The sequence below is a fragment of the Dactylosporangium sp. NPDC005572 genome (assembly GCF_040605515.1).
Taxonomy (GTDB): Bacteria; Actinomycetota; Actinomycetes; order Mycobacteriales; family Micromonosporaceae; genus Dactylosporangium.
Genome location: NZ_JBEXCY010000211.1, coordinates 1 through 20,147, shown reverse-complemented (window position 1 = coordinate 20,147; position 20,147 = coordinate 1). Strand labels below are relative to the sequence as shown.

The window sequence follows — 20,147 nt, the reverse complement described above, 5'->3', positions numbered from 1 at the left end:
GGCGGGGCCAGCCGGACCGCCGGGGCCGGCCGGGGCGCGGGGGCGCACGGCGTGCGCGGCCTCGTCTACCTGCTGCGCGTGGGGATGGCCCTCGCCGTCGCGCTGCTGATGAGCGAGGCGATCGTGCTGCTCATCTTCCAGCCGGAGATCCGTCAGGTGATCGCCGGGCAGCGGCAGGAGCGCTACGACGCGGCCGCCGCCACGGCGGTCGCCGCCCGCGAGGCCGCGATCGACCGGCAGGTCGCCGCCCTGCACGTCCAGATCGAGGACCGGGAGCGCGACGTCACGGCCGCCGACGAGGCGCAGCAGGTCGCCTACCAGCGCTACGTCGACGAGGTCCAGGGCCGCATCTCGCCGCAGCCGGGGAAGGGGCCGAAGGCGCTCGCCGAGTACCAGACGTACCTGGACCGGCTGGCCGACCTGCGCACCGCGCGGGACCGGCTCGACCAGACCCGCGGGGAGGTCGAGCCGAAGGTCGCCGCGCTGGGGACGGAGCGGGCCGCGCTGCGCGACCCCACGTCCGGGCCGTACCGCGACCTGCGCGACGGCGACGCCCGCTGGCACGCGGCGGACCTGGACCGGCAGGGCCCGGCCGGCTGGCTGGAGCAGGAGCGGGCGTTCGCGCAGTACCGGGCCGCGCACCGCGACGACTGGTCGGTGCAGGGCATCCCGTGGGTGCTGCGCGGGCTGTTCGTCGCCGTCGACCTGGTCCCGCTGAGCCTGAAGCTGCTGGGCGGCTGGTCCGTCTACGGCCGCCGGGTCCGCGAGCAGGGCGCCGCCGAGCGCTACGCGGACCGCCGCAAGGTCGTCGCGCAGCGGGCCGACGTCGACGCCGACGTCGAGTTGGCGGCGCTGCGCAACGGCGTGCACCGCCGCATCGACCTCGAGGGCCTGCGGCGCTACCTGCGCACCCGGGCCGGCCACCTGGAGCGGACCGAACCGTGAGGGCTCCATCGCGAAGGGAAGAGTGAGCAGTGACCGAGATCCATCCCCGCATCGCCGAGCTGCGGCGGCGCGCCTACGAAGCCGTCGAGCAGCTCGGCGGGGTACCGGACGGACCGCCGCACCGGCGCCGCGCGCTGCACGAGGCGCGGGAGCTGGCCAACCGGTGCTCCGCGTTCGTGCACCGCAGCCCGTCGGCCGCGCTCGCCGGGCAGGTGAGCGCCGGCAAGTCCCTGCTGGCGTCGCTGCTCACCGGCGTACCCGACCTGCTGCCGGTGTCCAACACACCGACGACGGGCAACGTCACCCGGTTGCGGCTGCACGCGGTACCCCCGGGATCCGCCGCCCGCCGGGGCACCATCGCCGTCGGGTTCCTGACCCCCCAGGAGACCGCGCGGCTCGCCGAGGCGATCGTCGCCCGGATCACCGACCCCGAGGAGGGCACCCCGCACCCGGCCCTGGCCGCGCTGCGCGGCTGGAGCCCGGTCGACGTCGCCGCGCCCGAGCGCTCCGACTGGTCCCGGCTCGACGTCCTGCGTCCCCTGTGGACGGACGACGCGGCCGACCCGACGGTCCGCGACCTGGCGTTCGAGCTGGTGCAGCTGCGCAACGCGCTGGACGCCGGCGCCGGCTTCCTGGCCCGGGTGCCGGGCGCCGGCGCGATGGCGATCGACGCGGCGCTGCTGCGCGACGCGGTGAAGATCGGCACCCAGCGGGTGCCGGGCGCGGCGTTCCCCGAGCGGGTGCACCGCCCGCCGTTCCCGGCCGACCGGCTCACCGCCGAGGCGCTGACCGTCGTCTTCCCGCTCGTGGACGAGATCGTCATCGACGTGGACGTACCGCGGGACGTGCTCGACACCGGCGGTGTGCCGACCGACCTGCTCGACCTGCCCGGGCTCAACTCGGGCAACGAGCGCGACCGCTGGGTGGTACGCCGCAAGCTCCCCGAGACCAGCACCGTCGTCATGGTGCTCGACGGCCGGGTGCCCGGCGCGTCGGACGCGGCGGCGCGCTTCTTCGGCATGCTGCAGCAGGGCCGCTACGCCAGGAAGGAGCTCGCCGACTCGCTGCTGGTGCTGGTCAACCGGCTGGAGCTGCTGCGGCCGCCGCCCGGCGCCTACCCGGTGCGCAGCATCGGCGAGCTCGCGGCGCGCTCCGAGGACTTCGCGGTGCTCGACGGGCTGCTCGACGGCCTGACCAACCACCGGCAGGAGCGCGCCGCGCTCGTGTCGGCGCTGCGCGCGGTCCTGGACCTCGGCTGGCCGACGCCGCCCAGCGTCGCCGGCGCCGAGGTGCGCGCCGCCGACGAGTACCCGGACGCGTGGCGGTCCACCGTGGACGCGCTGCTGGCCGGGAGCGCGCCGGAGCCGATGGCGGTCGCGCTGGCCGACTGGACCGGCCGCGACGGCGGCCTGGACGCGGCCCGCCGGCTCGTCGGCGGCCACCTGCAGCGCCACGGCCTGCGCATCTGGCTCGCCGAGGCCGAGGCGATGCTCGCCGACCTCGACGCCCGCTGCGCGGAGCTGGCGCCGGAGCCGGCCCCGGGCGCGGTGCGGCCCGACGTCGTGCGCCGGCTGCGGGCCGTCTCCACCGCGCTGACCCGCGCGGTGCACGAGCTGAGCCGCCAGGTGCAGCAGGTCCCGCTGCTGGCGATCCTGCCGGACGGCGACGGCCAGCGCATCGACCGCGACCTGCGGGAGCGGGCCACGGTGGCGGTGCACGGCTGGGACGTGTGGACCAACACGCTGGTCTACGCGCCCGACGGCCTGGTCGAGATCGGCGTGCTCAACGTCGGCGAGCTCGCCGACCTCGGCATCGTCACCGCGCTGGACGACCTGCGGGAGCACTACGAGGGCTCCTACGCGGAGCTGCTCGAGGCGGCCGACCGGCAGCTCGACCGGATCGTGGACGGCTGGGCGGGCCGGGTCTGGGACGCCCGGCCGGTCGCGTCCGCGATCGACCTGCTGCGCGCCGACGCCGGCCTGCTCGAGCCGCTGCTCGGCGGCCCGGTCGACGGCCCCGGCAGCCCGAGCCGCTGGCGGGTCCTGGAGCAGTTCACCGACCGCTCGCTGGTCCGCCAGGCGCTGGCCGCGGTCCGGACCGCCGCGGACGCCGGCGCCGATGCCGGGGCGGTGCCGGCGGCCCCGTTCCCGGCCTATCCGCTGGACGAGCGGCGGGCGCTGCCGTGGCACCCGCGGCTGCCCGGGCCGCCGGACGGGCCGGCCCGCGACAGCGTCCACGTGCTGCGGCTGCGCCGGGACGTGGTGAACGCGATCGACGTCGACGTGCGCCGCCGGGTGCAGGCCGCCCTCGGCGAGCTGCGCACCGAGCTGTCCCGGAGGATCCCCGACCTGCTCAAGGCGATCCCGAAGGCCGGCGAGATTCCCCGGCTGGCGGCCCGCCACCGGCCCGATGACCCGAACGGAGCTACCCGATGACGACCACGACCGACCGCGGCCCGGCGACCGGTGCCCGCCCGCGCGGGGCCCGCGCCCCGCTGGGCCCGATCCGCACCGCCGAGCCCGGTGACACCGACACCCTGCAGTACGTCGGGATCGACCTCGGCCACTGGTCCTCGACGGTGACCCTGTCGCACAGCATCGAGCTGCACGCCCGCGCCATCGACCCGGCGCAGCTGGACACGCTGCGCGCCGACCTGGCCGCGCTGCTGCACGACCCGGCGGTGGCCCCGCTGCTGCCCGGCCTGCTCACCGCCGTGGCGCTGCGCCTGCCCCCGGAGAAGGTGCCGGCCACCCCGGGCGTCGACTGGCTGCGCGGCGCGCTGCTGGGCCGCCCGCCGGGCGGCGACGGCGACGAGGCCTTTCGCGGGCCGGCCGGGCAGCTCGACGAGGCGGTCCGGCACGCGGTGTGCCTCGGCATCGAGGACTACGCCGCCGAGCATCCGGAGCACGCCGACGTGCTCGCGCCGCGGCTCGCCGCCGCCTACGAGCACGCGTTCACCACGCCCGCGCTGCGGCGCAACCGGATCTGGCCGGTCGGGCTGTGGGACCGCTTCCGGGTGCCGGAGATCCGCAGCGTCCTGGCGCTGCGCCCGGCCGACGTGGAGCGCTCCGCGCTCGTCGACGGCCTGCCCGGCGACGGGTCCGGCGACACCGTGCTGCTGCCCGACCTCAAGCGGCGCCTGCTGGAGCGCACCGACGTGCCGGAGCTGGCCGGGCACCGGCTGCCGGGCGGCTGGCGGCCGGACAGCGACCTGCTCATCGGGCTGGGCTACGCCCACCTGGGCCGCATCGTCGCCGACGCCGTGGCCGGGGCCGCGCAGGAGGACTCGCTGCTGTACCCGATCCGGGTCGTCGCCGACCGCAAGGTGTCCGAGGTGGCGGTGACGTACCCGACCGTCACCCCACCGTCGGTCCGCGACCGGCTGCGGCACATCGTCGCCGACGCGCTGTGCCTGGACCCGAAGCGGGTGTACCTCGAGTACGACGAGGCGATCGCCGCCGGCCTGTACTTCGTGATGCGCGGCTTCGGCGGCGACGCCGACGCGGGCATCCGGGCGTTCCGGGCGGCGGCGACCGAGGTGCCGGACGCGGCGGAGCGCACCTGGCGGCAGTACATGGCGGTGCTGGACCTCGGCGGCGGCACCGCCGACATCGCGCTGCTGGCCCTGGACCTGGTCGACCGCAGCGGCCCGCAGAGCCCGCAGAGCCCGCAGACCCCCGCCGACGGGCTGCGGCTGCACGGCCGCGAGTACCTGCTGCGGCCCCACGTGCTCGGCACGACCGGCCACCAGCAGCTCGGCGGCGACCTGCTGACGCTGCGGCTGTTCTACTGGCTCAAGGCCGCGATCGTCGACGCGATCCGGGCCTCCCGGGGCGAGGGCGGTGAGGGCTCTACCGACGAGGACTCGCTGGTGGCCCGGGTCCTGCGGGCCGAGCTGCCCGACCCGGTGCCGGACGACGTGCGCCGGGTGCTGCGCGCGGAGCTGCCGACGCACAGCGCGGGCGGGCCGGACGGGCGGCGGGCCCGCACGAAGGTGTTCGACGAGCTGTGGACGGCGGCGGAGACCGCGAAGGTGGAGCACCTGTCGAAGGGCCGCGACTACACGCTGCCGGAGATCTGGACGACGTACATCCCGGACCAGGCGATCCAGGAGGCCGCGGCGCGGCTCGCGCCGGGCAGCGTCGTGCTGCGCGCCGAGGACTTCGCCCGGATGGTGCGGCCGATGCTCGACGTGGCGGTGGGCATGACCGCCACGCTGGTGCGCCGCACGCTGGGCGGCGTCCCGGGCGCCCGGCTGGACGTGGTGGCGCTGTCCGGGCGGACCACCGCGATGCCGGTCGTGCGGGAGCTGGTGGAGCAGCTGATGGCCCAGCACCTCAGCGCCGGCGCCGACGGCGGCCCGCCGGTGGCGTGGGACCCCAGCGGCATCATCGTCGAGCGGCGCTACGCCAAGCAGGCCGCGTCGATCGGCGCCGCCTGGGCGCGCAGCATCACCGCCATCGGCAGCTCCGACCCGCAGCAGCTGCGGCAGGGCCACGACCTGCTCGTGGTCCGGGCCGACAACCTGCTGCTCGCGCTGCCGGCCGACTTCGGCCTCGCGACGGCGCTCAACGACCCGGTGCCCTGGCTGCGCCACGGGCAGCCGCTGGACCTGGCCCGCGCCGACGGCCGGTTGTTCGTGCGTACCGAGTGGCGGCCGCTCATCCCCGACATCCAGCTGCACCGGCTGCTCGGCGGGGACGCGCGCGGGCACCGGTCGATCGAGTGGGGCCGCTACGAGTACGGGTGGCACCGGGGCGCGCCGGCGGTGCCGGAGCTGTGGTACCAGCTGGAGATCGACCAGGAGCTGACCGCGCAGGTGTCGCTGTGCCGGGGCACCCCGACCGGGGTGCGGCCCCGCCTGCACCCGATGCGCGGCCTGGACCGCGACTCGCTCGACAGCGCCGAGCTCGCCGGCGCCCACGAGCTGCGCGAGTACTTCGCCGACGGCGAGCTCGCCGGCGTGCCGCAGATCGAGGTCGTGCCGGTGCGCCACGGCGACCCGCGCCGGCCGGCGCCGGTCGAGGTGTTCGCCGCCGGCACCGCCGAGGAGCGGCTCGGGGTCGACATCGCGCTGGACGGGGCCCGGGTCGGCCTGCCGGCGACGGTCGGCGGGGCGGTCTCCGCCCGCCCGCTGCCGGACGCCGTCGACGGGGAGCCGGCCGACGAGTACCTCTTCCTGGTGCACCCCGGCCAGCGCCGCCCGCCGGTGGTCCTGGCCCCGGTCCGCCCGCCCCGCTTCGCCGGCGAGGACGGCGGCGACGCCCAGCCCCGGGTGCCGGTCTGGGCGGTGCTCGACGCGCGCGGCTCGCTGCGGGTGCACTCGGGCTACCCGGAGTACCTGCGGGCCGAGTCGCTCGAGGAGATGGAGCGGCACCCCGGCTACGTGCACACCGCGACCATGGACCCGGGCACCACCAACTGGGACCCGGCGTGGGACCCGTTCACCGGGGACCACTGATGAGCGACGAACCGGATGTGCTGGAGGTGCTGCTCCGCCTCGACGGTGCCGGCGTGACGGCGACGGGGCAGGACGGGCGCGAGCGGTACCGGATCACGCTCTCCGGGCGGGTCGACATCGCGGTCGAACGGGTCGTGCCGGACGCGGCCCCGGTGGTGCCGCGGGAGACGGCGCCGGCGGCGTCGTCCCAAGCCCAGGCCCACGCCCAGGAGCAGGAGCGGGAGCGGGAGCAGGCGCTGGCCCAGGAGCAGGCGCTGGCACAGGCCGACCACGTCGCGCTCCTGCACCTGCCGCCCGGGACGTACGCCGAGCGCCTCGCCGCGCTGCGGGCCGCCGCGGGTGCGGGTGCCGACCTGCCGAACCTGCTCACCGACCCGGTCGACCCCGACGACGACCTGACCCGGGCGGTCCGCGGGCTCCGCTACATCGCCCGGCACGGGCGCGGCCTCGGCCGCATCGACGTGCGCACCAACGGCGAGGACTGGCTGCGGCCCTACGAGCCGGACCGTGACTACGACGACTTCAGCGCCGAACTGGAGCGGCTCCTGCAGCCCCTGTCCGACCCGGGCGCGCCGAACCACCTGATGCAGCTGGCCCGCATCGACGGGCACCTGCGCACCCTCGTGCCGGCGCAGTTCACCGACGGCGTCCGGATGGTGCTCGCCCCCGGCCCGGACAGCGCCTGGTGGCAGCTGACCGAGTGCTCGCTGGCCGCCGTGCGCGCCGCGGCGCCGCCGGACGAGCGCATCGGCGTGCCGCGCCCGTGGGAGGACTGGTTCGACGCGACCCGCTCGGCGAAGCCGATCGAGGCGTACGTGCAGCCGCGGCCGCCCGGCGCCGGGCCGGCCGGCAAGCGCATCGTGTGGCCGATCTGCGTGCGGATCGGCACGACCGTGCCGGCCCGCGTGGTGACGCATCCACCCCCGGAGTGACATCCCGTCAGGAGGGGGCACACCGGCCCGGCGGGGCGCTCGACCAGGGCGCCGGCCGGGCCGGTGTGTGCCGTCGCCGAACAACGCGGAGGTGACATTTCACATTGACGTCTACGACTGGATGGTCGCATTCACCGCGGGGTTTCCCATTCGCACCGCCGGGCGGTCGCACCACCGGTGGCCGCCCGGCCTAGGCTCCAGGGGTGACATTGAACGCAGAATCGACCGCATTCCGCGCCGCGCTCGAGGCCGTGCGGGCCGTGGAGCCGCGCATCGCCGACGCGATCGCCAAGGAGCTGCACGACCAGCGCGAGTCGCTGAAGCTGATCGCGAGCGAGAACTACGCCTCGCCGGCCGTGCTGCTGGCGATGGGCAACTGGCTGTCCGACAAGTACGCCGAGGGCACGATCGGGCGCCGCTTCTACGCCGGCTGCCAGAACGTCGACACCGTCGAGGCGGTGGCCGTCGAGCACGCCAAGGCGCTGTTCGGGGCGCCGTATGCCTACGTGCAGCCGCACTCGGGCATCGACGCGAACCTGGTGGCGTACTGGGCGGTGCTGGCCGACCGGGTCGAGGTACCGCATCTGCAGAAGTTCGGCAAGCGGCAGGTCAACGACCTCACCGACGCCGAGTGGGCGGAGCTTCGGGCCGCGTTCGGCAACCAGCGCATGCTCGGCATGTCCCTCGACGCCGGCGGCCACCTCACCCACGGCTTCCGCCCCAACATCTCGGGCAAGATGTTCGACCAGCGCAGCTACGGCGTCGACCCGGCCACCGGCCTGATCGACTACGCGGCCCTGCGCGAGTCCGCCCGCGAGTTCAAGCCGCTGATCATCGTGGGCGGCTACTCGGCGTACCCCCGCAAGGTGAACTTCGCGACCCTGCGCGAGATCGCCGACGAGGTCGGCGCGACCCTCATGGTCGACATGGCGCACTTCGCTGGCCTCGTCGCCGGCAAGGTCTTCACCGGCGACTTCGACCCGATCCCGCACGCGCACATCGTCACCACCACGACGCACAAGAGCCTGCGCGGCCCGCGCGGCGGCGCCGTGCTGGCCCAGCCCGAGCTGGCCGACCAGGTCGACCGCGGCTGCCCGATGGTCCTCGGCGGCCCGCTGTCGCACGTCATGGCGGCCAAGGCGATCGCGTTCGCCGAGGCCCGCCGCCCCGAGTTCGCCACGTACGCCCAGCAGATCGTCACCAACAGCCAGGCGCTCGCCGAGGGCCTGGCCAAGCGCGGCGTCCGGCTGGTGTCCGGCGGCACCGACAACCACCTCGTGCTGCTCGACGTCCACCCGTTCGGCCTCACCGGCCGCCAGGCCGAGCAGGCCCTGCTCGACTCGGGCGTGGTCACCAACCGCAACGCGGTGCCGAACGACCCGAACGGCGCCTGGTACACGTCCGGCGTGCGCATCGGCACCCCGGCCCTGACCAGCCGCGGCCTCGGCGTGGCCGAGATGGACCAGATCGCCGAGCTGATCCACACGGTGCTCGCCGGCACCACCCCGGCCGGGGACTCGAAGGCGAAGTACGCCCTGGACCCGGCCCTGGCCGACCGGGTGAGCAAGCAGGCGACCGAGCTGCTCGCCGGGTTCCCGCTGTACCCGAGCGTCGAGCTGGACTAGCGCGGCGGCCGGGCCGGCGTGGCACGCCCACGCCGGCCCGGTACACCGGCCTGGTACCACAACCTGCGCGCGCACCCCGACCGGGTCACGTTCGAGATCGGCGGCCGGCGCGTCCCGGCCCGCGCCGAGGAGCTCACCGGCGCCGAGCGGGAGGCCGCGATGCGGCGGATCGCGGCGAGCCAGCCGCGGTTCGGCGGCTACGAGCGCAGGACCGACCGGAAACTGCCGGTGATCCGCCTCTCGGCCCGGGGGTAGCCTGAACGGCGTGACCGGCCCGGACGAGGAGACCGCGAAGGTGCTGCGCGCCTGGAACACGCAGGCCGCCGCGTATGACCGGCAGATCGCGCGCTTCGAGCGGATCTGGTTCACTGGCGGCCGCGAGTGGATCGGCGCCCGCGCGCGGGGCCGCGTGCTCGAGGTCGCCGTCGGCACCGGTCGCAACCTGCCGCACTACCCGGCCGGCACGACGCTCACCGGCATCGAGCTGAGCCCCGCGATGCTGGCCATCGCCCGGCAGCGCGCCGCCGGCCTCGGCCTCGACGTCGACCTGCGCACCGGTGACGCGGAGGCGCTGCCGTTCGACGCCGACACCTTCGACACCGTCGTGTGCGCGCTGTCGCTGTGCACGATCCCCCGCCCGGCCGCCGCGATCGGCGAGATGCACCGGGTCCTGGTGCCCGGCGGGCGGCTGCTGCTGCTCGACCACGTCGGCAGCACCTGGCCGCCGGTCCGGGCCGGGCAGTGGCTGCTGGAGCGGCTCACCATCCGCACCGCCGGCGAGCACTTCACCCGGCGCCAGCTGCCGCTCGTCACGGCGGCCGGGTTCGAGATCGTCGAGGCCGAGCGGCGCAAGGCCGGCACCGTCGAACGCATCCACGCCCGCAAGCGGGTCACTGATACGTGAGGTCCATCGTGTCGGTGTGCTCGGGCCAGGTCAGCGTCAGGTGCCAGCAGCCGGCCCGCGGCAGGTCGACGATCGACGGCCCGGGCCCGCCCGAGACGTGGCGGGTCTCGGTGACCGCCGTCCCGTCCAGCTTCGCGTCGATGACGAGGTCGCCCGGCGGCGCCGTCGCCTTGGACACCCAGAGGATCTTGTTCGACGGGCCGTCGGGCCGCGACACCGCGAGGGGGTAGCCGAAGATCGCCGCCACGATATCGCCGCGGTCGCCGAGGACGTGCGGCATGCTCGAGTCGCCCGAGAAGCCGGTCCGCGCCCACTCGGGCAGCGGGCCGGTCGCGACGGGCGAGCCACAGCCGCTGCGGGTCACGGCCGGCGATGCGGCGGGGGTTTCAGCGGTACATCCGGCAAGCACGAGAACAAGCAGCAACGAAACGGTTCGCACAACGGTCAGGAGTCACCGGACGGCTCGGCGGTTCCCGCGCCGCGGGCCGAGCGGACCGCCCACCACGCGAGCAGCAGCACCGTGGCGACCTCGGCCAGGCCCAGCACCCGCTCGACACCGCCGAGCGGGACGGCCCGCCACCACCGCACGCCGGTCCACGGTTCGGCCAGCACCGCCCACAGGATGGGCGTGAACGACAGCAGCGACAACGCGCCGCCGAGCGCGACGAGCCGGGCCGGGACGCGGGCCGGGACGCGGGCCCGCCCGCCGCGCAGCCAGGGCGTCGCGGCGAGCAGCGCGCCGGCGGGCAGGCTCAGGAACGCGACCACGCTCGCCGCCCGGTGGACGTCGCCGCTCACCGACGGCCCGGCGGCCCAGTTGTGCTTCTCGAACCACACGACGCCGACCAGCCCGGCGACCCACAGCAGCAGCGCCGCCGCCGCGGGCCGGCGCAGCAGCCCGGCCCGCGCGAGCGCCACCAGGACCGCGAGGGAGCCCGCCGCCAGCAGCAGCGTCGCGACGTCGAACACCCACCCGTTGGACAGCAGCGCGTAGTGGCTGATGGTGCGGGTCGTCCAGTCGAGCCGGTCGGACGGCGGCACGACGTGCAGCACGCCGTAGAGGGCGAGCGACCCGGCGAGGCACAGCACGCCGACCCCGGCCGAGGCCCGCACGGCGGTCACCGCGCCCGCGGCGGCGGTGGTCCGCACGTCCATCGGTTCAGGCTACCGGGAGCAGGACGCGGGCGAAGGCGTCGGCGAGCACCGTGTGGCCGGGCAGGCCGGGATGGATGCGGTCGGCGGCCCACAGGTCGGGCGGGGACACCGCGAGGACGTCGTCGAAGGCCCGCTGGGTGGGCACGTGCAGCGCCCCGAACTCGTCCGCGAGCGCGCCGACCACGGCGACGTAGCGGTCGCTCTCGGCCCGGTGCGGGTCGGTGCGATCGGGCTCGATGACGTACGGGTCGGCGAGCACCAGCCGGCAGCCGGTCGCGTCGACCGCGCGGCGCAGCAGCGCGCGCAGCGTGTCCTCGAACTCCGGCAGCGGCACCGCCTCCGCGGGCCGGCCGAGGAACCCCCGCCACACATCGTTGATGCCGATCATGACGCCGAGCCAGTCGGGCCGCTCGGCGACGGCGTCGCGCTCCCAGCGGGCCGCCAGGTCGCGGACGGTGTCGCCGCCGACGCCCCGGTTTACCCAGGTCAGCCCGGTGCCGGGATGGCGGGCCATGGCGTACGCCCGGACGAGGCTCAGGTAGCCGTTGCCGTAGGGCGCGTGCACGTCCCGCCGCCCGCAGTCGGTGATGCTGTCGCCGATGAACACGACCCGCTGGCCCGCCTCGAAGATCATGGCCGCCACCCTGCCACGGCGCCGCTTTCCGCGACAAACCTCACGCGGCCGTGGCGGGAGCGGCTGTTACCGTCTGGGCGTGGAGCTCGACCTGCTCGACCGGCAGCTCGCGCACGCGTTGCAGGTCGACGGGCGGGCCTCGTTCAGCGACGTCGCCGCCGTGGTCGGGGCGTCGGACCGCACCGTCGCCCGGCGGTACCGGCGGCTGCGGTCGGCCGGCGCGCTGCGGGTCGTCGGGCTGCCCGACGCGGCGGTGCTCGGGCACGTCGACTGGCAGGTGCGCATGCGGTGCACGCCCGACGCCGCGGTGCCGGTGGCCGCGGCGCTGGCCCGGCGGGCCGACACGTCGTGGGTGTCGATCCTGTCCGGCGGTACCGAGATCAACTGCATCACCCGCACCCGGGCCCACCAGCAGGACGGCGACCTGCTCCTGCAGCGGTTGCCCCGCAGCACCAGGGTCACCGGGGTGACCGCGCACTGCATCCTGCGGGCGGTGGCCGGCACCAGCGGCTGGCCCGGCCGGACCGACGCGCTCGACGCGGCCCAGGTGCGGGCGCTGACCCCTTCGGACGGCGCGGGCGGCCCCGGCGGTCCGGATGGCGCAGCCGGCGCGGGCGGCCCGCCGGCCGAGCGGGTCACGCTGACCGCGGCCGACAACGAGCTGCTCGCGGCGCTGGCCCGCGACGGCCGGGCCGGCTTCCCGGAGCTGGCCAGGGCGACCGGCTGGTCGGAGACGACGGTCCGGCGCCGCCTGGCCGAGCTGCGCCGCAGCCGGGTGCTGTACTTCGACGTGGAGATCGCGCCGCTCCTGCTCGGCTACGCCGCCGAGGCGACGCTGTGGCTCACCGTCGCCCCGGCGGCGCTGACCGCGCTGACCGCGGCCCTCGCCACGCACCCGCAGGTCGCCTGGGCCGCCGCGATCACCGGCCCGGCCAACGTCACCGCGTCGGTCGTCTGCACCGACCTCGACGAGCTGTACGACTACCTGGCCGTCCGCATCGGCGCCCTGGCCGGCGTGACCGCCACCGAGACGGCCCCGGTGGTACGCCGGGTGAAGGGCGCCGGCACCCTCCTGGTCCCGTAGCCGTCACGGCCGCCGGGGGCCGCGCACGACGACGTAGGCGAACAGGGCCGCCATGATGGCGACGCCGGTCCACATCGCGCGCTGCCAGCCGTCGACGAAGGCCCCGGCGGCGATCGGGCCGCGGTTGCCGGCCGACACGATCGCGCCGAGCAGAGCCACACCGAGGGCGGTGCCGAACTCGCGGGTGACGTCGTTGAGGGCCGACGCCACGCCCTGCCTCTCGCGGGGCAGGGCGGCGGTGAGGGCCTCCGTCGACGGGGTCATGGTCAGGCCCATGCCGAGTCCCATGGCGAGCATGCCGGGCAGGATCGTGCGGTAGCCGCCGTCCACCGACACCAGGGCGGCCATCGACGCCAGGCCCGCGCCGCTCAGGAGGATCCCGGTGGCCGTCGTCGCGCGGTGTCCGACGCGGGCGGTCAGGCGCGGGGCGAGGCCGGAGGCGAGCATCATGAGCAGCGCCATCGGCATGAGCGCGAGGGTGGAGCGCAGGCCGGACCAGCCGAGCACCGCCTGGAGGTACGGGAACAGCACCACGAAGACGCCGGCCTGCACGCCGAACACGACGAGCAGCGCCAGCGAGCCGCCGGCGAGGCCGCGGTCCCGGAAGAGCCGCACGTCCAGCAGCGGGCCGGGCCGGCGCAGCTCCCACGCCACGAAGGCGGCGGCGCCGGCCAGGCCGGCGGCCAGGCTGCCGAGCGTCAGCGGGGCGCTCCACCCGCGCTGCGGGCCCTCGTGCAGGACGAACGTGAGGCCGACCGCGGCGACCACGGACAGCAGTGCGCCGGTGGTGTCGAAGGGATGCCGTGGTACCTCCCGCGAGTTCGGCACCGACCGCAGCGCCAGGACGGCGGCCGCGGCGACCAGCGCGACCGGCAGCGCGAACAGCCACCGCCAGCTCGCCACGTCGACCAGCAGCGCCGAGAGGTACATGCCCAGCAGCCCGCCCCCGCCGGCGACGCCGGTCCACACGCCGATCGCCTTCGCGCGCTGCCCGTCGGGGAACGTCGAGGTGATGACGGCCAGCGTGACCGGCATGATCATCGCGGCGCCCACGCCCGCGAGGAGGCGGGCGGCGATCATGACCGCGGACGACGGGGCGAGCCCCGCGACCGCGCTCGCCGCGCCGAACACGGCCAGGCCGGCGAGCAGCACCGGCCGGCGGCCCCAGCGGTCGCCGGCCGCGCCGAGCGGCAGGAGCAGCGCGGCCAGGGCGACGGTGTACGTGTTGATGATCCACAGGACGGTGTCCTGCGAGGCGCCGAAGGCGTGGGCGAGCTCCTGCTGGGCGACGTTGAGCCCGGAGACGGAGGCGACGACCGCCATGAGGGCGACGCAGACCGCGACGAGGATCGCGCGCAGGCGGCGCGGGTCGTGCAGCACCGGGTCGGCCGGCGGCGAGGAGACGAGAGGGGTCATGCCCGAAAGCTAGCGCCGCCTTGCGGTAACGGCATCAGTGCTTGCGGAAATCGCAAGAACCGCTCACGACTCCGCGTGGGCCCGCTCCCCCTCCTGGTCGAACATCGTCAGGATCTCGACCGGCCCGCCGAGCGCGCCGATCGAGTGCGGGATCATCGTGGAGAACTCCGCCGCCTCGCCCGCGCCGACCGTCAGCTGCCGCTCCCCGAGGTACAGCAGCGCCGTCCCGGTGAGCACGGTGAACCACTCCCGCCCCGGATGCACGGCGAGATGCCCCGGCCCGGTGCGCCGCTCCGGCGTGATGCGCATCTTGGCGACCAGGCGGCCCCCGTGCTGGGCGGCGTCGCGGGAGAGCACCCACGTGGTCAGGCCGGGCTCCTGGTGCTGCACCGGCCGGATGATGACGTCGGCGTCGTCCACCGGCTCGACGAGGTGGTCGATCGTGGTGCCGAGGGCCCGGGCGAGCGCGACGAGCTGCTCCAGGTCGATGCGGCGGTTGCCGGTCTCGATCCGGCTCAGCGTCGACGGGCTGATGTGGCAGCGGGCGGAGAGCGCGTCGAGGCTCCAGCCGCGCGCCTGCCGCAGGCCGCGGATGCGCTGCCGGACGACGTCGGAGAGGTCGACCTGGGACATGCCGGCCAGCCTACGCGACTTCTTGCCAAAACCGCATGAGATCTTGCCGGAAGCGCTGGCGCCCGTACCGTGGAGGCATGACCGCATCCTTCGGCCCGCAGTGGTGGGAGCAGCACTACCGGGAGCACGCACCGCACCACCACGGCTCGCCGGGCCCGCAGCTGGTGGCGGAGGTGGCCGCCCTGCCCGCCGGGACGGCGCTGGACGCCGGCTGCGGCCGCGGCGCCGACGCCGTCTGGCTGGCCCGGCAGGGCTGGCGGGTGACGGCGGTCGACGTGTCACCGACCGCCGTCCGTGCCGCCGAGGCCGCCGCGGCTGCCGAGGCTGGCGGGGCTGCCGAGGCTGGCGGGGCTGCCGAGGCTGCCGAGGCTGGCGCTGGCGATCTCGCGCCGCGCATCGAGTGGGTCGTGGCGGACCTGACCACCTGGCAGCCGCCGCGGCAGTACGACCTGGTGGTCAGCCAGTACGTGCACCCGGCCGTGCCGTTCGCCGAGTTCGTCGCCCGGCTGGCCGCGGCGGTCACCCCGGGCGGGACACTGCTCGTCGTCGGCCACGACCACGCCGACGCGCACTCGGCCGCCCACGCCCCGCAGCCGGCGTCGATCGGCCTCGACACGGTGACCGGCGCCCTGCCCCCGGACGGCTGGGACGTCGTCGTGGCGGAGTCGCGCCCCGGCTGGACGCACCACCAGGACCTCGTCGTGAAGGCCCGCCGCCGGCCCGCGCCGTGAGTCGGCCAGGCGCGGCCGCTACCCGGTCGTGAAGGCCCGCCGCGGGCCGGTGCGACGCGGCCCAGGGCGACCGCCACCCGGCCGTCAAGACCCGCCGCAGCCCCGGATGGCCAGGACCTGGTCGTGAAGGCCCGCCGCAAGCCGGCCCGTGAGTCGGCCCAACGCGGCCACCACCCGGTCGTGAAGGCCCGCCGCGGCCCCGGGCGGTCGGGCCTGGTCGCGGAGGATGCCGGCCGGGCTACCCGGCGAGGAGGAAGTAGTGGCCCTGTTCCAGGTCCTCGAGCAGGCCGGGCCGGGTGGGCTGCCAGCCGAGCAGGTCGCGGGTCAGCTCCGCCGAGGCCGGGCTGTCGATGCCCACCAGGCCGGCCAGCCAGGTGAAGTGGGCCGGCTCGACCGGCCCCACCGGCACGCCGAGGTGGCGGCCGATCACCCCGGCGACCGCGCGGATCGGGACGCCCCCGTCGCCGACCGCGTGCAGCACCGAGCCGGCCGGGGCCCCCTCCAGCGCGAGGCGGAACAGGTGGGCGGCGTCGAGGCGGTGCACGGCCGGCCAGCGGTTCGCGCCGTCACCGAGGTAGCCGGAGACGCCGTGCTCGCGGGCCGCGGCCACGATGGCGGCCAGGAAGCCCTGGTCGCCGTCGCCGTGCACGGTCGGGGGCAGCCGCAGCACGGACGAGCGCACGCCCTGCTCGGCCAGCGCGAGGGTGTACTGCCCGGTCGCGCGCCGCACGTCCGGACCGGACGGCGCCTCCCCGGACGGCGAGGAAGCCGCGCCGTCGAGACCGGACGACGGCGAAGCCGTGCCACCGTGACCGGCCGACGGCGAAGCCGCGCCACCGTGACCGGACGACGGCGAAGCCGCGCTGTCGAGACCGGACGGCGAGGAAGCAGCGCCGGCGTGAGTGGACGAGGACGCGGCGTCCCGGCCGTCGTGTTCGGTGGCCAGGCGGCCCGGGGTCAGGCCCAGCAGGCCCGAGGCCAGCACGAACGGGCGGTCCGAGCCCTGCAGCGCCGAACCCATCGCCTCCACCGCGCGGCGGTCGGCCTCCGCGGCGGCCAGGAACCCTCCGGAGAACGCCACGTCGTGCTGGAACGCGAGGTGGATCACGCCGTCCGCGGCGCCGGCCGCGTCCGCCAGCGCGTCGAGGTCGTCCAGCGTGCCGCGGCGCACCTCGGCGCCCGCGGCGGTCAGTGCGGCGGCCGCCCGGTCGGAGCGGGCCAGGCCCACCACCGCATGGCCCGCGGCCAGCAGCTCGGGGACGGTCGCGGAGCCGATCCAGCCGGACGCGCCGGTGACGAAGACACGCATCTGGGGTACCTCCTGATGTCAGTTGCTGTCATCAGGAAGCCTAGCGCGCAATGTCAGTCGCTGCCATCACTAGGATCGGGGTCATGAGTCGATGGGAGCCCAACGCCCGCGGCCGGCTGGAGCAGGCGGCCCTCGCGCTCTACCGGGAGCGGGGGTTCGAGCAGGTCACGGTGGCCGAGATCGCCGGGCGGGCCGGGCTCACCGAGCGGACCTTCTTCCGGCACTACGCCGACAAGCGGGAGGTGCTGTTCGCCGGCTCGGCCGCGCTGCAGGAGTCCCTCGTCACGGCCGTCGCCGCGGCGCCCGCCGCAGCGACCCCGCTCGGAGCGGTCGTGGCGGCCCTGGAGGCGGTCGGCGAGCAGTTCGACGCGCGGCGGGAGCTGGCCCGGCAGCGGCAGGTCGTCATCGAGGCCAACCGGGAGCTGCGGGAGCGCGAGCTGGTGAAGCTCGCGACGCTCGCCGACGCCCTCGCCGCCGCGCTGCGCGGGCGCGGGGTCGCGGCGCCGGCCGCCGACCTGGCCGCGGAGGTCGGCATCGCCCTGTTCAAGGTCGCGTTCGTCCGCTGGGTCGGCGACGACGGCGGCAAGCTCGCGGCGCACGTCCGCGCGGCGTTCGCGGACCTGCGCGACGGGCTCAGGTGAAGCGGCGCAGCGTCAGGCGCAGCGTGCCGTCGGCGTCGCGCTCCTCGGTCGCCACCTCGAAGCCGTTGTCCTGCGCGTAGCGCAGCGTCGCCGCGTGCGCGTAGTGCTGCGACACGGTGCCGAGCCACGCCTCGCTGTACTGGCGGCGGTCGTAGTCGCTGATGATGGCCTCGAACGTGCCGTCGTCCGTGCGGCGGAAGCCGAGGTCGTTGCTGGCCGTGCCGAGGTGGGCACGGCGGACGATGACCTCGGCGCGCTCGGGCCGGGCGTCGCCCTGGTAGCCGTACAGGGTCTGCGGCGCGTCGTGGACCTCGACGGTGCCGAAGCCGGCCGCGCCTAGCGCGCTCACGAGGAGGTCCGCGTCGCGCAGCGCGGTCCGGACGCGGGTGAAGTGGGACATCGGTACCTCCGGATAGGTCAGGCGAGCCGCACGACCGGCCGCCGGTCCAGCAGCCAGGTCTTGCGCTCGAGGTCGAAGGCGGAGACGGTGAGCCGCTTCTGCGAGTCGATGCGGAACTCCAGCAGGAACCGGTCGGCGCCGGCCCGGGCCGGCGGGTCGGCCTCCAGGAACGTGGGGCTGTCCTCGTTGAGCCACAGCGTGCTGCGCTCCTGGCGCTGCTGGTCGGTGACGCCGACGGCCCGGGCGCCGCCGTCGCGGTCGAACACGATCTCGATGTCGGCGCCGCCGTCGCGGGCCGTCGCGTGGGCCAGCTCGTAGACGGCGAGGCCGAGCCGGCGCTGGCCGCTGCGGATCCCGCGGATGGTGAGCGACCTGACCGGCTCCTCCGTCGGGTACGGCGTCCCGGCCGCGACGAGCGGCTCGAAGCGGTACGCCCCGGAGGCCTGGTCGACGTGCCGGATGGCGTAGTCGTGCTGGATGTGGTCGTGCAGCTCGCGCCCGCCCGCGATGCCGGCCGCCCCGACCGCGACCGCCTCCAGCGGCCGGTCCAGGTGCAGGACGCCCGGTTCGAACTGCAGCCGCAACAGGTCTTGTACCGCTGGAATCAGGCTCGTGCCGCCGACCAGGAACACGCGGGCCAGGTCGCCGGCCGGGTAGCCGCGGCCGGCGGCCGCGTCGAGCACCCGGCGCAGGGCCCGGTTGACCCGGCCCAGCACGTCCTCCTGCTTCAGCAGCCGCTCGAACTCGTCCCGCGCGATCCGCACCGGCCGCGCCCCGGGCACGGCGACCGTCGCGGTGTCGGTGTGGCTCAGGGACACCTTGGCCGCCTCGGCCTCCCGCAGTACCGCCGCGAAGACCTGGTTGTGCCGCACCGGGTCGCGCGGCGGGCCGCCGGCCCGCTCCAGCACGTGCCGGGCCAGCAGCGCGTCGACGTGGTTGCCGCCCAGGTCCACGCCGGCCTTGGCGATCACCCGCACGCCGGCCCCGCCGCCCGCCTCCTCGGCGTCGCGGACCCGCACCACCGACACGTCGAGGGTGCCGGCGCCGAAGTCGAACACGCAGAACGCGTCGCCCGGGCTCATCCGCCCGCCGTAGCCGACGGCCGCCGCGGTCGCCTCGTCGACGACCCGCAGGCGGGCCTGCGGCAGGTCGGCGCCGACCTCGGTGACGAGCCAGTCGCGGTACGAGTCGAAGGTCTCGACCGGCGCGGTGGCGACGATCTCCAGGTCGTCGGCGCCGACCGCGAGGACGGCGAGGGCGGTGACACCACGCAGGAACTCGGTCGCCGCCTCCCGGCCGCTGATCCGGTGGTCGCCGACGCGCCGCGGCACGTCGGCGACCCGGCCCGACAGGTGGCTCTTCATCGAGCGGAAGACCGTGCCGGCGTCGGGCGGCAGGCTGAGCGCGCCGGCGCCGAGCACCGCCGACAGCCGGGCGCCCGACTCGCGGTACCCGATGACGGACGGCACGACCCGCTGGAGCAGCCCCGGCACGGGCTCGCGGACGACGTCGTAGCCGGGCAGCGCGACGGGCTCGGCCCGCCCGCCGTCCCACCGCGCGACGACGGTGTTCGCGGTGCCGAAGTCGATACCGATCCGCTGTGTGGATGCCGTCAATCGGGGTCCCCTCCGGAGATGACGATGTCGGTGTCCTCCGCGACGCTGGCGGACACGCCGAGGGCGATCTCGTGGTCGAAGCGGACCCGCAGGGTGTCGCGCAGCAGTTCGAGGAGGCGCTGCTCCCACGGGCCGGCCCGGTCGGCGGCGGCCTCCGCCTCGACCGTGGCGAGGTCGGCCGGGGTGAGCTCGCCGATCGACCGGGCGACCAGCCGGTGCGCCGGCGGCGGCAGTACCTCGACGACGCACGGCGAACCGTCGCCCGCGAAGGGGCGGGCGACGGCGAGCCGCCCGGCCGCGGCCCGCGGGTACGGGAGGGCGGCCGGCCCGGCCAGCAAGGCCAGCAAGGCCGGCCCGGGCGCGCACGGTGCGAGGGTCGCCGCGTCGCGGAGCACGAGGGTGTCGCCGTCGGTCAGGACCAGCAGGCCCAAGCCGTCGACGACGTCGAGGTGCGCGCCGGTCGCGGGCACCGCGTCCAGCCGCTCCAGCCGTCCGCTCGCGTGCCACCGCGTCAGCTGCCCGCCGGCGAGCGTGACGAGCGTGTCGTGGGCGGTGAAGGCGAGGCCTCCGGTGGCCGCCGCGCCGGCCCGGGCGAGCGGCGCGCCACGGTGGTCGAGCAGGTGCAGCCGGCCCGCGTCGGCCACCGCGAGCTGCCGGCCGC

At 76.1% G+C, this 20,147-nt stretch carries 19 protein-coding genes; 10 read left to right on the top strand and 9 right to left on the bottom strand.

Features of this window, described 5'->3' with window-relative positions:
- From ABZS66_RS50775 to ABZS66_RS50745, 7 genes are all read left to right on the top strand, one after another.
- On the top strand, positions 1-945 hold a 945-nt coding region (locus tag ABZS66_RS50775), incomplete at its 5' end, for a DUF4407 domain-containing protein (protein ID WP_354770277.1).
- Positions 946-974: 29 nt separating this feature from the next.
- Positions 975-3,380: a hypothetical protein gene (locus ABZS66_RS50770; protein WP_354770276.1), complete on the top strand. Its 2,406-nt coding sequence runs from the start codon at positions 975-977 to the stop codon at positions 3,378-3,380.
- On the top strand, positions 3,377-6,406 hold the full coding sequence (locus ABZS66_RS50765) for a hypothetical protein (protein ID WP_354770275.1): 3,030 nt from the start codon (positions 3,377-3,379) through the stop codon (positions 6,404-6,406). Before ABZS66_RS50770 ends, ABZS66_RS50765 begins: the two co-directional genes overlap by 4 nt.
- Positions 6,406-7,338 carry a hypothetical protein gene (locus ABZS66_RS50760; RefSeq protein WP_354770274.1) on the top strand — a complete coding sequence of 311 codons (933 nt, stop codon included), beginning with the start codon at positions 6,406-6,408 and terminating at the stop codon, positions 7,336-7,338. Before ABZS66_RS50765 ends, ABZS66_RS50760 begins: the two co-directional genes overlap by 1 nt.
- Before the next feature lie 203 nt (positions 7,339-7,541).
- Positions 7,542-8,963 (top strand): glycine hydroxymethyltransferase, encoded by a 1,422-nt coding sequence (locus tag ABZS66_RS50755; protein ID WP_354770273.1) that lies wholly within the window; start codon positions 7,542-7,544, stop codon positions 8,961-8,963.
- Positions 8,964-8,981: 18 nt separating this feature from the next.
- Positions 8,982-9,218 carry a nitroreductase family deazaflavin-dependent oxidoreductase gene (locus ABZS66_RS50750; RefSeq protein ID WP_354770272.1) on the top strand — a complete coding sequence of 79 codons (237 nt, stop codon included), beginning with the start codon at positions 8,982-8,984 and terminating at the stop codon, positions 9,216-9,218.
- A 10-nt stretch (positions 9,219-9,228) separates the two neighbouring features.
- Positions 9,229-9,867, top strand: a complete 639-nt coding sequence (locus ABZS66_RS50745; protein ID WP_354770271.1) for a class I SAM-dependent methyltransferase — start codon at positions 9,229-9,231, stop codon at positions 9,865-9,867.
- Here ABZS66_RS50745 and ABZS66_RS50740 read toward each other — a convergent pair.
- The 3 genes from ABZS66_RS50740 to ABZS66_RS50730 form a co-directional block, all read right to left on the bottom strand.
- Complete coding sequence (locus tag ABZS66_RS50740) at positions 9,854-10,231, bottom strand: hypothetical protein (RefSeq protein WP_354770270.1); 378 nt, start codon at positions 10,229-10,231, stop codon at positions 9,854-9,856. The two genes, ABZS66_RS50745 and ABZS66_RS50740, sit on opposite strands and share 14 nt — an antisense overlap.
- Before the next feature lie 80 nt (positions 10,232-10,311).
- Positions 10,312-11,022 (bottom strand): DUF998 domain-containing protein, encoded by a 711-nt coding sequence (locus ABZS66_RS50735; protein WP_354770269.1) that lies wholly within the window; start codon positions 11,020-11,022, stop codon positions 10,312-10,314.
- Positions 11,023-11,026: 4 nt separating this feature from the next.
- The gene (locus ABZS66_RS50730; protein ID WP_354770268.1) at positions 11,027-11,656 is read right to left on the bottom strand and encodes an SGNH/GDSL hydrolase family protein; all 630 of its coding nucleotides are present in this window, start codon (positions 11,654-11,656) and stop codon (positions 11,027-11,029) included.
- A gap of 79 nt (positions 11,657-11,735) precedes the next feature.
- Here ABZS66_RS50730 and ABZS66_RS50725 point away from each other — a divergent pair, with 79 nt between their 5' ends.
- Positions 11,736-12,740: an AsnC family transcriptional regulator gene (locus ABZS66_RS50725; protein WP_354770267.1), complete on the top strand. Its 1,005-nt coding sequence runs from the start codon at positions 11,736-11,738 to the stop codon at positions 12,738-12,740.
- Positions 12,741-12,743: 3 nt separating this feature from the next.
- Here ABZS66_RS50725 and ABZS66_RS50720 read toward each other — a convergent pair whose 3' ends face one another.
- Together ABZS66_RS50720 and ABZS66_RS50715 are read right to left on the bottom strand one after the other, a co-directional pair.
- Positions 12,744-14,156, bottom strand: coding sequence for an MFS transporter (locus ABZS66_RS50720; protein ID WP_354770266.1), 1,413 nt, complete (start codon positions 14,154-14,156; stop codon positions 12,744-12,746).
- Positions 14,157-14,219: 63 nt separating this feature from the next.
- Entirely contained in the window at positions 14,220-14,789 is a 570-nt protein-coding gene (locus ABZS66_RS50715) for an XRE family transcriptional regulator (RefSeq protein ID WP_354770265.1), read from the bottom strand.
- 77 nt (positions 14,790-14,866) lie between these two features.
- Between ABZS66_RS50715 and ABZS66_RS50710 the strand changes: the two genes are divergently transcribed.
- The gene (locus ABZS66_RS50710) at positions 14,867-15,520 is read left to right on the top strand and encodes a class I SAM-dependent methyltransferase (protein ID WP_354770264.1); all 654 of its coding nucleotides are present in this window, start codon (positions 14,867-14,869) and stop codon (positions 15,518-15,520) included.
- Between the two features lie 238 nt (positions 15,521-15,758).
- Here ABZS66_RS50710 and ABZS66_RS50705 read toward each other — a convergent pair whose 3' ends face one another.
- Positions 15,759-16,829: an SDR family oxidoreductase gene (locus tag ABZS66_RS50705; RefSeq protein WP_354770263.1), complete on the bottom strand. Its 1,071-nt coding sequence runs from the start codon at positions 16,827-16,829 to the stop codon at positions 15,759-15,761.
- A gap of 83 nt (positions 16,830-16,912) precedes the next feature.
- Here ABZS66_RS50705 and ABZS66_RS50700 point away from each other — a divergent pair, with 83 nt between their 5' ends.
- The gene (locus ABZS66_RS50700) at positions 16,913-17,470 is read left to right on the top strand and encodes a TetR family transcriptional regulator (RefSeq protein WP_354770262.1); all 558 of its coding nucleotides are present in this window, start codon (positions 16,913-16,915) and stop codon (positions 17,468-17,470) included.
- Here the strand turns inward: ABZS66_RS50700 and ABZS66_RS50695 are convergent.
- The 3 genes from ABZS66_RS50695 to ABZS66_RS50685 form a co-directional block, all read right to left on the bottom strand.
- Positions 17,463-17,870, bottom strand: a complete 408-nt coding sequence (locus tag ABZS66_RS50695) for a DUF1257 domain-containing protein (RefSeq protein ID WP_354770261.1) — start codon at positions 17,868-17,870, stop codon at positions 17,463-17,465. The two genes, ABZS66_RS50700 and ABZS66_RS50695, sit on opposite strands and share 8 nt — an antisense overlap.
- 17 nt (positions 17,871-17,887) lie before the next feature.
- Positions 17,888-19,486, bottom strand: a complete 1,599-nt coding sequence (locus ABZS66_RS50690) for an Hsp70 family protein (protein WP_354770260.1) — start codon at positions 19,484-19,486, stop codon at positions 17,888-17,890.
- A partial coding sequence (locus ABZS66_RS50685; RefSeq protein WP_354770259.1) for a hypothetical protein occupies positions 19,483-20,147 on the bottom strand: 665 nt, incomplete at its 5' end. The genes ABZS66_RS50685 and ABZS66_RS50690, both read right to left, overlap by 4 nt.